Origin of the sequence: Frigidibacter oleivorans (genome assembly GCF_003993775.1) — a bacterium.
Lineage (GTDB): Bacteria > Pseudomonadota > Alphaproteobacteria > Rhodobacterales > Rhodobacteraceae > Frigidibacter > Frigidibacter oleivorans.
In genome coordinates, this window is sequence record NZ_RJRZ01000009.1 from 26,529 (window position 1) to 39,502 (window position 12,974).

At 70.8% G+C, this 12,974-nt stretch carries 12 protein-coding genes; 11 read left to right on the forward strand and 1 reads right to left on the reverse strand.

The genetic code is table 11. From position 1 onward, the window contains the following. Nucleotides 1-70 precede the first annotated feature (70 nt). The 10 genes from EEY80_RS12115 to EEY80_RS12160 all read left to right on the forward strand — a co-directional run bounded on the left by EEY80_RS12115 (nucleotide 71) and on the right by EEY80_RS12160 (nucleotide 10,014). Nucleotides 71-634, forward strand: a complete 564-nt coding sequence (locus EEY80_RS12115; RefSeq protein ID WP_126976836.1) for a cytochrome b — start codon at nucleotides 71-73, stop codon at nucleotides 632-634. Nucleotides 635-752: 118 nt separating this feature from the next. Continuing rightward, complete coding sequence (locus tag EEY80_RS12120) at nucleotides 753-1,286, forward strand: flavin reductase (protein ID WP_126976837.1); 534 nt, start codon at nucleotides 753-755, stop codon at nucleotides 1,284-1,286. An 81-nt stretch (nucleotides 1,287-1,367) separates the two neighbouring features. Then, nucleotides 1,368-2,282, forward strand: a complete 915-nt coding sequence (locus tag EEY80_RS12125) for a LysR family transcriptional regulator (RefSeq protein WP_126976838.1) — start codon at nucleotides 1,368-1,370, stop codon at nucleotides 2,280-2,282. Between the two features lie 160 nt (nucleotides 2,283-2,442). Next, entirely contained in the window at nucleotides 2,443-3,621 is a 1,179-nt protein-coding gene (locus EEY80_RS12130) for an ABC transporter substrate-binding protein (protein WP_235829827.1), read from the forward strand. A gap of 91 nt (nucleotides 3,622-3,712) precedes the next feature. Continuing rightward, on the forward strand, nucleotides 3,713-4,714 hold the full coding sequence (locus EEY80_RS12135) for an ABC transporter ATP-binding protein (RefSeq protein WP_126976839.1): 1,002 nt from the start codon (nucleotides 3,713-3,715) through the stop codon (nucleotides 4,712-4,714). Continuing rightward, nucleotides 4,711-5,655: an ABC transporter permease gene (locus EEY80_RS12140; RefSeq protein WP_126976840.1), complete on the forward strand. Its 945-nt coding sequence runs from the start codon at nucleotides 4,711-4,713 to the stop codon at nucleotides 5,653-5,655. Before EEY80_RS12135 ends, EEY80_RS12140 begins: the two co-directional genes overlap by 4 nt. Then, the gene (locus tag EEY80_RS12145; protein ID WP_126976841.1) at nucleotides 5,645-6,451 is read left to right on the forward strand and encodes an ABC transporter permease; all 807 of its coding nucleotides are present in this window, start codon (nucleotides 5,645-5,647) and stop codon (nucleotides 6,449-6,451) included. The genes EEY80_RS12140 and EEY80_RS12145 overlap by 11 nt, the downstream gene beginning before the upstream one ends. An 11-nt stretch (nucleotides 6,452-6,462) precedes the next feature. Then, nucleotides 6,463-7,908 (forward strand): gamma-aminobutyraldehyde dehydrogenase, encoded by a 1,446-nt coding sequence (locus EEY80_RS12150; protein ID WP_126976842.1) that lies wholly within the window; start codon nucleotides 6,463-6,465, stop codon nucleotides 7,906-7,908. Between the two features lie 322 nt (nucleotides 7,909-8,230). Beyond that, nucleotides 8,231-9,514 carry a 3-deoxy-D-manno-octulosonic acid transferase gene (locus EEY80_RS12155; protein WP_126976843.1) on the forward strand — a complete coding sequence of 428 codons (1,284 nt, stop codon included), beginning with the start codon at nucleotides 8,231-8,233 and terminating at the stop codon, nucleotides 9,512-9,514. Nucleotides 9,515-9,564: 50 nt separating this feature from the next. Continuing rightward, entirely contained in the window at nucleotides 9,565-10,014 is a 450-nt protein-coding gene (locus EEY80_RS12160; RefSeq protein WP_126976844.1) for a DUF1178 family protein, read from the forward strand. Between the two features lie 9 nt (nucleotides 10,015-10,023). On the opposite strand, the gene EEY80_RS12165 is transcribed toward EEY80_RS12160, so the two are convergent. After that, the gene (locus EEY80_RS12165; protein ID WP_126976845.1) at nucleotides 10,024-11,514 is read right to left on the reverse strand and encodes a pyruvate kinase; all 1,491 of its coding nucleotides are present in this window, start codon (nucleotides 11,512-11,514) and stop codon (nucleotides 10,024-10,026) included. 164 nt (nucleotides 11,515-11,678) lie between these two features. Here EEY80_RS12165 and EEY80_RS12170 point away from each other — a divergent pair, with 164 nt between their 5' ends. Beyond that, entirely contained in the window at nucleotides 11,679-12,941 is a 1,263-nt protein-coding gene (locus EEY80_RS12170) for an aspartate kinase (RefSeq protein ID WP_126976846.1), read from the forward strand. The last annotated feature ends 33 nt before the right edge of the window (nucleotides 12,942-12,974 follow it).

The following is a 12,974-nucleotide window of genomic DNA, read 5'->3' on the forward strand; positions in this document are numbered from 1 at the left end:
GGCATCCTTCCTAAATCGCCAGCGCGAAAGGTCCGCCATGCCGCCGCCCCGCCCTCCGAGCGCCCGCCCGATGCCCGCGCCGTCCGCGACGGCGACGACCGTCGCCGACAGCGGGGTCTACAGCCGACCGGCCCGCCTCCTGCACTGGCTGGTCGCGGCGCTGGTGCTGACGATGGTGCCCGCCGGGCTGATCATGGTGCGCCCGGGGCTGGACCGGCCGCTGCAGGACACGCTGTTCATCTTCCACAAGAATGCGGGGCTGGTCGTCCTCGTGCTGATGCTGCTGCGGATCGGCTGGCGCATCGCGGTGCCGCCGCCGCCCCCCGTGCCGATGCCGCGCCTGCAGGCTGCGGTGGCCGAGGCGGTGCATGGCGCGCTCTATGTGCTGGTGCTGGTGATGGCGCTGTCGGGCTATGTGCGGGTGACGGCGGGGGGCTTTCCGCTGGAACTGGCCCAGAGCCTGGGCCTGCCGCCGCTGGTGCCGCGGTCGGAACCGCTGGCCGCCACGGCCAAGGCGCTGCACGGGGCGGTGGCGAACGGGCTGATCCTCGCGGTGGCGCTGCATCTGGCCGGGGCCGCGCATCACGGCCTGATCCGGCGCGACGGGCTGTTGCGGCGGATGTGGCCGCGCTAGGGGGCCGCTTCAGGGGCTGCGGCCCTTGCCAGCCCGCCCGCCGCGGTTAGGTTGCGCCCTGCCAGCGCCGGACCGGCGGGGCCCTGCCCACCCGCCGTCCGCAGCCCAAGGAGATGCGATGCCCCCTGACGAGCCCCGCAACGTCGACCCGAGCCCCGCCGCAACCGCCGAAACCGTCACGGCCGAGCAGTTCCGGCAGACGATGGCGCTGTTGCCGGCCGCAGTGAACATCGTCACCTCGGACGGGCCGGGGGGTCGCGCCGGGCTGACCGCCTCGGCCGTGTGCAGCGTCACCGATGCGCCGCCGACGCTGCTGGTCTGCGTCAACGCGCTGCGATCCACCGGCGACGCGTTCCTCGCCAACAAGGCGCTCTGCGTGAACACGATCGGCCCCGAACACGAGGATCTCGCGCGGCTTTTCGGCGGGCGCACCCCGCCCGAGGAACGCTTCGCCGCGGGCGACTGGCGGACGGGCCGGTCGGGCGCGCCGGTGCTGACGGGGGCGCTGGCGAGCTTCGACTGCCAGGTGGACGAGGTGAAGACCGTCGGCACCCATCACGTGCTGTTCTGCCGGGTGCTGGAGGTGGCCGCGCTGCCCGGCGGTCAGGCCAGCGTTTATTTCGCGCGCAGGTTCCACGCGCTGACCCCCTGACGCCGCGGCCGGCGAACCCGCGCCTTGCCCGGCCGACCCATCGGATGAACCATAGGCCGCACCCGGGAATCGGAGCAGCCGATGGCTTTCACCCTGCGCCAGTTGCAGTTCTTCACCGCCGCGGCCGAACTCGGTTCGGTCTCGGGCGCGGCGCGGGCGCTGTCGATCTCGCAATCCTCGGTGACCGAGGCCATCCGCGCGCTGGAAGACGACCTGGGCGTGACGCTGTTCGAACGCCAGCCGCGCGGCCTGCTGATCACGCACAAGGGATCGGCCTTCCTGCGCCATGCCCGCAACATCCTCGCCGATGTCGCCGCGGCGCGCACCGCCTTTCGCGACGAGGCGGAGCCTGCGACGGGGCGGCTGTCGCTGGGCGTGACCTCGCTGGTGGCGGGCTATGTGCTGTCCGACATCCTGCAACGGTTCCGCCGCGCCTTTCCGCAGGTCGACCTGTCGGTGACCGAGGACAGCGGCGACTATCTGCAGCATCTGCTGATCGGCGGCGAACTCGACGTGGCGGTGCTGGTCACCTCGGCGGTGCGCGACCGGATGGCGCTGCAGGTGGAAACGCTGCTGGTGTCGCCCTACCGCCTGTGGCTGCCGCTGGGGCATCCGCTGGCCCAGCAGGAGGCGATCGCGCTGGAGGAACTGGCCGGGCGGCCGATGATCCAGCTGATGGTGGACGAGATCGAGGAATCCACCCGCCGCCTGACCGCCGCGCTGCCGGTGAAGCCCGAGGTCGCCTTCCGCACCCGCAGCGTCGAGGCGGTGCGCAGCCTCGTCGCCACCGGGGCCGGGCTCGCGATCCTGCCCAGCCTCGTCTATCGCCCCTGGTCGCTGGAAGGCGACCGGATCGAGATCCGCGACGTGTCGGGCGACCTGCCCTCGGTGCAGGTGGGGCTGGCCTGGCGGCGGGGGGCACCGCTGTCGGTGCCGGCGCTGAATTTCGTGCGCTCGGCGCAGACCGGGCTGCAGGGCGGCGATCCCCTGCGCTGACCGCACGCAGCCATCGGAATTTCCGAAACCGCCCATCAGGCTTTTGATATTGCGAAGCCGCGGAGCGGGGCGCAGCCTTCGGCCATGACCGGATAACCGGCACCGGACCAACCGGCGGCCCCGACCTTCCCCGGCGGGCCATTCCACAGGGAGTTTCCGCATGACGTTCCGCATGACCCGCCACAAGACCCTGACCCGTTGCGGCACGGCGACGCTCGCCCTGCTCACCGGCCTCTCCCCCGCGCTGGCGCAGATGACCGAGATCGGCCCCGGCGAGGGCGAGCTGTCGATCGTCGCCTGGGCCGGCTATGTCGAGCGCGGCGAAACCGACGCCGCCTTCGACTGGGTGACGAAGTTCGAAGAGGCGACGGGCTGCATGGTCAGCGTCAAGACCGCCAATACCTCGGACGAGATGGTGGCCCTGATGAACGAGGGCGGCTTCGACCTCGTCACCGCCTCGGGCGATGCCTCGCTGCGGCTGATCGCGGGCGGGCGGGTGCAGCCCCTCAACGTCGACCTGATCCCGTCCTGGGCGACGGTGGACGACCGGCTGAAAGAGGCGCCCTGGCATACCGTGGACGGGGTGCATTACGGCGTACCCTACATGTGGGGGCCGAACGTGCTGATGTACAACACCGAGGTCTTCCCCGAACCGCCGACCAGCTGGAACGTGGTGTTCGAGCCGATGGACCTGCCGGATGGCCAGCCCAACAAGGGGCGGGTGCAGGCCTATGACGGCCCGATCCATGTGGCCGATGCGGCGCAATACCTGATGGCGCACCGGCCCGAACTCGGCATCACCAACCCCTACGAGCTGAACGAGGACCAGTACAAGGCCGCGCTGGACCTGCTGCGCGTGCAGCGCGATCTGGTCAGCCGCTATTGGCACGATGCCTTCATCCAGATGGACGACTTCAAGAACGAGGGCGTCGTCGCCTCCGGCTCCTGGCCGTTCCAGGTGAACCTGCTGAAATCCGAAGGGCTGCCCGTCGCCTCGACCATCCCCGAGGAGGGCGCGACCGGCTGGGCCGATACCACGATGCTGCATGTGGACAGCGAGCATCCGAACTGCGCCTATCAATGGTTCGAACACCAGCTGTCGTCGAACCTGCAATCGGACCTGTCGGTCTGGTTCGGCGCCGTGCCCTCGGTCCCCGCCGCCTGTACCGACGGGCGCGGGATGCAGACGGCCGAGGGCTGCGACACCAACGGGCTGGCCGATTTCGACCGGATCCGCTTCTGGACCACGCCCGTCGCCAATTGCAGCCAGGGCGAGGGCGCCTGCGTGCCCTATTACCGCTGGGTCAGCGACTATATCGGCGTGATCGGCGGGCGCTGAACCCGCCCTTCCCCCACCGTCCCGTCACACCGGCAGGCGCGCATCGCCGCGCCCGCCCCGGCCCCGCCTTCCCGCCTTCCGAAAGCCGTCCATGCCCGACATCCCCGCCGTGGAATTCACCGCCGTCTCGCGCCATTTCGGCGCGGTCCGGGCCGTGGACGGCGTCGACCTGACCATCGCGGAAGGCTCGTTCTTCGCCATGCTCGGCCCCTCGGGATCGGGCAAGACCACCTGCCTGCGGCTGATCTCGGGCTTCGAGGTGCCGACGGCGGGCACGATCCGCATCCTCGGGCAGGATGTGGGCCGGGTGCCGCCGAACCGGCGCAACGTGAACACGGTGTTTCAGGACTATGCGCTGTTCCCGCATCTGTCGGTGCGCGACAACGTGGCCTACGGGCTCATGGTCAAGGGCGTGGACCGCGCCCGCCGCCTGACCCGCGCCGACGAGATGCTGGCGCTGGTCAAGCTCGAGGGCTATGGCGACCGCCGCCCGGCGCAGCTGTCGGGCGGGCAGCGGCAGCGCGTGGCGCTGGCCCGGGCGCTGATCAACGAACCCCGGGTGCTGCTGCTGGACGAGCCGCTCGGCGCGCTGGACCTGAAGCTGCGCGAGGCAATGCAGGACGAGTTGAAGGCGCTGCAGCACCGGCTGGGCATCACCTTCGTCTTCGTCACCCATGACCAGTCCGAGGCGCTGTCGATGGCAGACCACCTGGCCGTGTTCAACGAGGGCCGGATCGCGCAGATCGGCACCCCGGCCGAGGTCTATGCCCGGCCGCGCACCCGCTTCGTCGCCGATTTCGTGGGCTCGTCCAACGTGCTGCCGCCCGAGGTCGCGGCCCGGCTAGGCGGTCCCGCCGCCTGGGCCTCGCTGCGGCCCGAGGCGTTGCGCCTGGCCCCGGCCGCGGGCGCGGCGCTGACGGGGCCGGTGGTGGCGACGCGCTATCTGGGGGCCGGGTCGCGGGTGGTGGTGCGCCTGCCCGGCACCGATCTGGCGGCGCTGGTGCCCGCGGGCCAGCCGCTGCCCGCCGAGGGCGAGACGGTGGGGCTGACCTTCGCGCCGGCCGACCTGCACCCGATGGAGGGCGAGCGATGACTGTGCCCGCCCCCGCCATCCTGCCCGCCCGGGGCGCCGGCGACCGGATCGGCGCGCTGTTCTGGCGCCATCCCCGCCTGCTGCTGGCGCTGCTGCTGGCGCCGCCGCTGGCCTGGCTGGGGGTGGTCTATCTGGGCTCGCTCGCCGCGCTGCTGCTGCAGAGCTTCTATTCCATCGACGAGTTTTCCGGCGTGATCGTGCGCGAGTTCACGCTGAAGACCTATGGCGAGCTGTTCCGTGCCCAGAACCTCGACATCATCCTGCGCACGCTGGCGATGTCGGCAGCGGTGACGCTGGCCTGCGCGGTGATCGCCTTTCCCATCGCCTATTTTGCCGCCCGCTATGCCCGGGGCCGCTGGAAGGCGCTGTTCTACCTCGGCGTCATGCTGCCGCTGTGGTCCAGCTATCTGGTCAAGGTCTATGCGTGGAAGCTGATCCTCGCCAAGGAGGGCATCCTCGGCTGGGCGGCCGAGCGGACGGGCACCACCTTCCTGATCGACGCGGCGCTGGCCCTGCCGGGGGTGGGCGGCAATTCGCTGTCCACCAGCCTGCTGGGCACCTTCATCGTCTTCGTCTATGTCTGGCTGCCCTACATGATCCTGCCCCTGCAGGCGGCGCTGGAACGGGTGCCGCTGTCGATGCTGGAGGCTGCCGCCGACCTGGGTGCCAGCCGGGCGCAGGTCTTCCGCACCGTGATCCTGCCGCTGGCGCTGCCCGGGGCCATCGCCGGGTCGATCTTCACCTTCTCGCTGACGATGGGCGACTACATCATCCCGCAGATCGTCGGCACCTCGGCGCGGTTCATCGGGCTGGCCGTCTATCAGCTGCAGGGCACGGCGGGGAACCTGCCGCTGGCCGCGGCCTTCGCCGTGGTGCCGATCCTGGTGATGCTGGTCTATCTGACCGTCGCGCGGCGGAAGGGGGCCTTCGATGCACTCTGACCGCGCGCCCTTGTCGCTGAAGGTCGCGGCCGGCGCGGGCCTCCTGTTCCTGCACCTGCCGATCCTGCTGATCTTCCTCTATGCCTTCACGACCGAGGAGCGCAGCTACCAGTTCCCGCCGCCCGGGCTGACGCTGAAATGGTTCGCGGTGGCATGGGACCGGCCCGACATCTGGCCGGCGCTGCGGCTGTCGCTGGCGGTGGCGGCGCTGGCCACGCTGATCGCCATGGTGCTGGGCACGCTGGTCGCCGCGGCGATGGCCCAAAGCCGCTTCTTCGGGCGCGACCAGATCAGCCTGCTGATCCTGCTGCCGATCGCCCTGCCCGGCGTGATCACCGGCATGTCGCTGCGCTCGGCCTTCTCGGTGCTGGACATCCCCTTCTCGACCCTGACCATCGTGCTGGGCCACGCCACCTTCTGCATCGTCATCGTCTACAACAACGCCGTCGCCCGGTTCCGCCGGCTGTCGGGTGGCATCCTCGAGGCCTCGGCCGATCTGGGCGCTACCGGCTTCCAGACCTTCCGCCACGTGCTGCTGCCCAATCTCGGTTCGGCGCTGCTGGCGGGGGGGATGCTGGCCTTCGCCCTGTCCTTCGACGAGGTGATCGTCACCACCTTCACCGCCGGCCAGCAGCAGACCCTGCCGATCTGGATGCTGGAGGAACTGGTCCGCCCGCGCCAGCGGCCGGTAACCAATGTCGTGGCGATCGTCGTCTTCCTCGCCACCGTCATTCCCATCCTGATCGGCTATTCCCTTACGCGCCACGGGTCCGAAACCGCCGGCGCGGGCAAATAACGGAGCTTCGCATGGACAGCATCCCCGCCGCCTTCGACACGCAGCTGCTGATCGGCAGCGATTTCGAACCCGGGCAGGAGGCCGCCGAGCCGATCCTGAACCCGCGCACCGGCGGGCTGATCCTCGACCTGCCCGAGGCCTCGACCGGGCAGGTGGACCGCGCCGTCGCCGCGGCCCGGGCCGCCTTCGAGCGGTGGTCGCGGACCACGCCCGCCGAACGGGCGGGGCTGCTTCTGGCCATCGCCGACCGGATCGAGGCCGAGGCGGAGGGGTTCGCCGCGCTGGAGGCGCTGAACTGCGGCAAGCCGGTGAATGCGATGCGCAACGACGAGATCCCCGCCATCGCCGACTGCTTCCGCTTCTTCGCGGGGGCGGTGCGCAGCCAGCACGGCACGGTGGCGGGCGAATACCTGGCCGGCCATACCAGCATGATCCGCCGCGACGCGATCGGGGTCGTGGCCTCGATCGCGCCGTGGAACTATCCGCTGATGATGATGGCCTGGAAGCTGGCCCCGGCGCTCGCGGGCGGCAACACGGTCGTCTTCAAGCCCTCGGAACAGACGCCGCTGACGGCGCTGAAGCTGGCCCGGATCCTGGCAGAGACCCTGCCCGAAGGCGTGGTCGGCATCCTGGCCGGGCGGGGGCATACCGTCGGCAACTACCTGATCAACCATCCCGGGGTGGACATGATCAGCCTGACCGGCGACGTGGCCACCGGCAAGAAGATCCTCGACGCCGCGGCGCGCACGGTGAAGCGCACCCATCTGGAACTGGGCGGCAAGGCCCCGGTCGTCGTCTTCGACGATGCCGATGTGGGCGAGGTGGTCGAGGGGCTGCGCGCCTTCGGCTATTACAATGCCGGGCAGGACTGCACCGCCGCCTGCCGCATCTATGCCGGCGCGAAGGTCTATGACCGGCTCGTCGCCGATCTGACCTCAGCCGTGGCCGATATCCGTCTGGGGCTGGAGGACGATGCCGAGAACGAGATCGGCCCGCTGATCAGCCAGCGCCAGCGCGACCGGGTGGCGAGCTTCGTCAACCGCGCGCGCGAGCTGAACCATGTCGAGATCACCACGGGCGGCGAGCCGATGGCGGAGGGCTTCTACTATCGCCCCACCGTCGTCGCCGGCGCCCGGCAGGAGGACGAGATCGTGCGGCGCGAGGTTTTCGGCCCGGTCGTGTCGGTCACGCCGTTTTCGGACGTGGACGAGGCCGTCGCCTGGGCGAATGACAGCGACTATGGCCTTGCCTCCTCGGTCTGGACGAAGGATGTCGGGCGCGCGATGGCGACGGCGGCGCGGCTGCGCTATGGCTGCACCTGGATCAACACGCATTTCATGCTGGTCAGCGAGATGCCGCATGGCGGGCTGAAACAGTCGGGCTATGGCAAGGACCTGTCCGCCTATGCGCTGGAGGATTACACCGTGGTCCGGCACGTGATGGTGAAGCACGGCTGACCGGGCGCGGCTGACCGGGCGCGGGGCGGCGAGGTCGCGGGGGGGCGCTGCCCCCCGGCCCGTCCCGGGCCGCCCCCCGGGATATTTGCGCCAACGAGAAGCAGCGGACGCGGGCGGGGGCGGCACGGGAACATCCCCTGCCCCTGCCTGTTCATTCCCCGAAGGCGCCGGCGACATGTCAACCGGGGGCGGCGGTACGAAGAACGTGGCGGTTTTCCCGGTTTCACGCCACGGCCAACGCAATGGCAGTCGAGCTTCTGTCCCGTCTGTCCCCGGCGCCTCACCCCTTTCCCTGATCCGCCGTTCCGGGCAGAAGCGGGACATGATCCTCTACCGGCTTCTGCTGTCGCTCGTCGCCCCCGCGATCCTCGCCCGCCTGCTGTGGCAGCGGCTGCGGGGCCGTGCCGCGCCGGGCGACCTGACCGAACGGCTGGGCGCCTCGGGCCACGGGCCGGCCGATCTGTGGCTGCACGGCGCCTCCAACGGCGAACTGGCATCGGTGCGGGGGCTGGCGGCGGCGCTGGTCGCGGCGCGGCCGGGGCTGCGGCTGCGGGTGACGGCGAATACCGCGACGGCGCGGGCGATGGTCGCGGGCTGGGGCCTGCCGGGGGTGAGCGCGGCGCTGGCGCCCCTCGACCTGCGATGGGTGCTGGCGCGGTTCCTGTCCCGCACCCGGCCGGGCCTGCTGGTGGTGGTGGAGAACGAGTTCTGGCCGAACCGGCTGACCGCCTGTGCCGCCCGCGGCATCCCGGTGGCGGTCGTGGGTGCCCGGATGTCCGGGTCGAGCGCGCGGGGCTGGCGCCGCTTTCCGGGGCTGACGCGCCGCGTGCTGGCGGCGATCCGGTTCCTCAGCGCGCAGGATCCGGGTTCCGAGGCGCGGTTTCGCGCGCTCGGCCTGCCCGGGGACCGGATCGGGCCGGTGGTGAACCTGAAGGCCTTCGTGGCGCCGCTGGTGCCGGAGGACGAACAGGCCCGGCTGGCGCCGCTGTTCCCGCGCGACCGGACCCTGCTGGCCGCCTCGACCCATGAGTGCGAGGAGGAGGCGGTGATCGCCGCCTTCGCCCGGCTGCACGCGGCGGATGCGTCCTGGCGGCTGATCCTCGCCCCCCGGCATCCGCGCCGGGGCGACGCGGTGGCGGCACTGATCGGCGCGGCGGGACTGGGCCATGCCCGGCGGTCGCGGGGCGCGGTGCCGGGGCCGGATATGCCGGTGCTGCTGGCCGACACGATGGGGGAGATGGCGCTGTGGCAGGCGCTGGCGGGGGTGGCCTTCATCGGCGGCTCGCTGGTCGACAGGGGCGGTCATGCACCCTTCGAGGCCGCGGCCCAGGATGTGGTGATCCTGCATGGCCCGCATGTGGCGAACTCGGCGGCAGCCTATGCCGCGCTGGACGCGGCGGGCGGGGCGCTGCGGGTGACGGATGCGGACACGCTGGCGGCGGCGGTGGCGGGTCTGGATGCGGCGGCGCGGGACCGGATGACCCAGGCGGCCCGCGCGGCGCTGGCCCGGCTGGCGGCCCCCGCCATCGGGGGCGAGACCGCGGAGGCGGCGCTGGCGGCGCGGCTGTTGGACCTGCTGGCGGCCCACCCGCCGCGACGCGCTTGAAATTTGCGCGGAAACCGTTACCTGCCAATCATATTCCCCGCAGGTCCGCGATGATCCGATATGCCCTGAAATGCCCCGACGGCCATGCCTTCGATAGCTGGTTCCAGTCTGCCGAGGCTTTCGATCGGCTGCAGGGCGCGGGGATGGTCGCCTGTGCCATCTGCGGCGCGACCGGGGTGCAAAAGGCGCTGATGGCGCCCGCCGTGGCGACGCCGCCCGCACCCCCCGCGACCGGCATCCCCGACCGGCCGGCGGCCGGGCCGCTGTCCGCGCCGCAGAACCCGGTCGAGGCGGCGCTTGCGGCGCTGCGCCGCCATGTCGAGGACAATTCGGAATATGTGGGCCTGCGCTTTTCGGCCGAGGCGCGGGCGATCCATGAAGGCACGGCGCCCGACCGCGCGATCCATGGCGAGGCCCGCCCCGACGAGGCGCGGCGGCTGATCGAGGATGGCGTGCCGGTGACGCCCCTGCCCTTCCTGCCGGCGCGCAAGGCGAACTGACCGGGCTGCCTATTCCGGCAGCGTCCAGGACCCCAGCGGGCCGAGATGGGCGAACTTCTTGTCCTGATGCCGGTCCATCCGCAGCAGGATGCCGCGCAGGAAGCCCACCGCCTCGACCAGATGCGGGCCCTTGTTCAGCATCACGCATTCCGCGCGCTGGCCCATCGCGGCATCCGTCGTCTCGGCCCGGCTGGCCTGCCCGTCCTTGACCAGCCCCTCCAGCACCTGCGTTGCCCAGACAGCCGGCACCTGCGCCGCCTCGCACAGCCACAGGATTTCCTCCTGCATCTCGGACAGACGCTCGAACCCGATCTCCACTGCCAGATCGCCGCGGGCGATCATCACCGCGACGGGGGCCGCGCCGCCCGCCCGCAGGATCAGGTCGGGCAGGTTGCGCACGGCGAGCGGCGTCTCGATCTTCAGCATGATCGCGGGCAGCGGCCGCCCCGCCCGCAGCGGCGCGAGCGCCGCCACCAGATCGTCCACATCCGCCGCCGTCTGCACGAAGGAGAACGAGACGATATCGGCATGTTCCGCCACGAAGGGCAGGTTGGCGCGGTCCTCGTCGGTCAGCGCCGGGATCGACAGGTCGGCGCCGGGCAGGTTCACGCCCTTTTCGGGCTTCAGCTTCTCGCCCTTGGCGCGCGCCCCCGTCACCGTCAGCAGCGCCGAGCCTTCGGACGGACGCTCCGTCACCTCGGCCCGCAGCTTGCCGTCGTTGATCCAGACCGGCTGGCCCGGCGGCATGTGGTCGAACAGCTGCGCGTGGCTGAGCAGCGCCACCGGCAGCTGCGGCACCGCCGCCGGGTGCAGCGCCAGCCCGAAGCGGTCGCCCGGCTTCAGCCGCAGCCCCTCGGCCCGGTCCACGCCGGCGATGCGGATCTTCGGCCCGGCCAGATCCATCGACACCGGCACCTTGCGGCCGAATTCCGCCTCGGCCGCGCGCAGATGGGCGATCATCGCCGCCCAGGCCTCGGCCCCGTCATGGGCGGTGTTGATGCGGACCGCCCCGGCCCCCGCCGCCACCAGATCGCGCAGCAGGGCCGGCGTCTCGGCCGCCTCGGACGGCAGGGTGACGAGGATGCGGCTGCGCGGCCCGTCGCCCTGCGGGCCGAACAGCGCGGCGCTGCGGCGGGCAAGTTCCGCGGCGGGCGCGGCAAAGGCGCCGGGGTCGGGAAAGGCGGGGGGGGTGCGGGCGCCGTCGATGCGCGCCAGTGCCGCGACCACGGCGGCGAGGGTCGCCGCGACATGCGCCTCGGCCCGGCCGAGCGAGGACAGGCCCAGCGTCGCGAGGCCCCGCTGCACCCCGCGCAGATCGTGCTGGCGCAGCGCCAGATAGCGGGCGAGGTTGGCGGCCGAGCTGCGGAACTCCTCGCGCCCGGGCGCCGGTACCCATCCGGCCAGCCGCCGGGCCACCGCCGCTTCCACATCGTCCTGCAGGGCGCGCAGCCGGTCCAGCAGGTCGCCAGCGCCCCAAGCCTCGTTCCTCGCGCCGTCCATGCCCATCCTCCCGACCCGGTCCGACAGAGCTATAGGCCGAATACGACAGCCAGATGTCATGCCGCGATGACGCAGACCCGCGCCCGCACGCCGCTGCCCATTCCCCTTGCATGGGGCGGGCGAAATGATAGGAAGCGGGCGATTTTGGCGGGCGGAGGCACGACATGCCGCTTCTGGTGATGAAATTCGGCGGCACGTCCGTCGCCGATCTGGCGCGGATCAGGAACGCGGCGGAAAAGGTCAAGCGCGAGGTCGATCGCGGCTATGACGTCATCGTCATCGTCTCGGCCATGTCGGGCAAGACCAATGAACTGGTGGGCTGGGTGGAACAGACCTCGCCGCTGTTCGACGCGCGCGAATACGATGCGGTCGTTGCCTCGGGCGAGAACGTCACCGCCGGGCTGATGGCGCTGACCCTGCAGGAACTGGACGTGCCGGCGCGCAGCTGGCAGGGCTGGCAGGTGCCGATCCTGACCACGAGCCAGCATTCCGCCGCCCGGTTCATGGACATTCCGCGCGAGAATATCGACCGCAAGTTCGCCGAAGGCATGAAGGTCGCCGTCGTCGCCGGCTTCCAGGGCGTTTCGGCGGAGGGCCGGATCACCACCCTGGGCCGGGGCGGATCGGACACCACCGCCGTGGCCTTCGCCGCGGCCTTCGCCGCCGAGCGCTGCGACATCTACACCGATGTGGACGGCGTCTACACCACCGACCCGCGCATCAGTTCCAAGGCGCGCAAGCTGGAAAAGATCGCCTTCGAAGAGATGCTGGAGCTTGCCAGCCTCGGGGCGAAAGTGCTGCAAACCCGTTCCGTCGAACTCGCCATGCGCTACAATGTGCGGCTGCGGGTGCTGTCGAGCTTCGAGGATACCGACGACAATTCCGGCACGCTGGTCTGCGCCGAGGAGGATATCATGGAATCGAAAGTCGTCTCCGGCGTCGCCTATTCGCGCGACGAGGCCAAGATCACGCTGTTCACCATCGAGGATCGCCCCGGCGTCGCGCAGGCGATCTTCGGGCCGCTGGCCGATGCGGGCGTTAACGTCGACATGATCGTGCAGAACATCAGCGAGAAGGACTATGACGAGGCCCATCCCGGCGCCGTCACCGACATGACCTTCTCCTGCCCGATCAATCAGGTGGCCCGGGCGAAGAAGGCGCTCGAGGATGCCAAGACCGCGGACCTGATCCACTATGACGAACTGATCATCGACACCGATGTGGCGAAGGTCTCCGTCGTGGGCATCGGCATGCGGTCCCATACCGGCGTGGCGGCGACCATGTTCCGGGCATTGGCCACCGAGAACGTCAACATCAAGGTCATCTCGACGTCCGAGATCAAGATTTCGGTGCTGATCGATCGGAAATACATGGAACTTGCGGTGCAGGCGCTTCATGATGCCTTCGAACTGGAGAAGGCGGCCTGAGCATCGGGGTCCGCACGGATGAGGGGCGTCGCG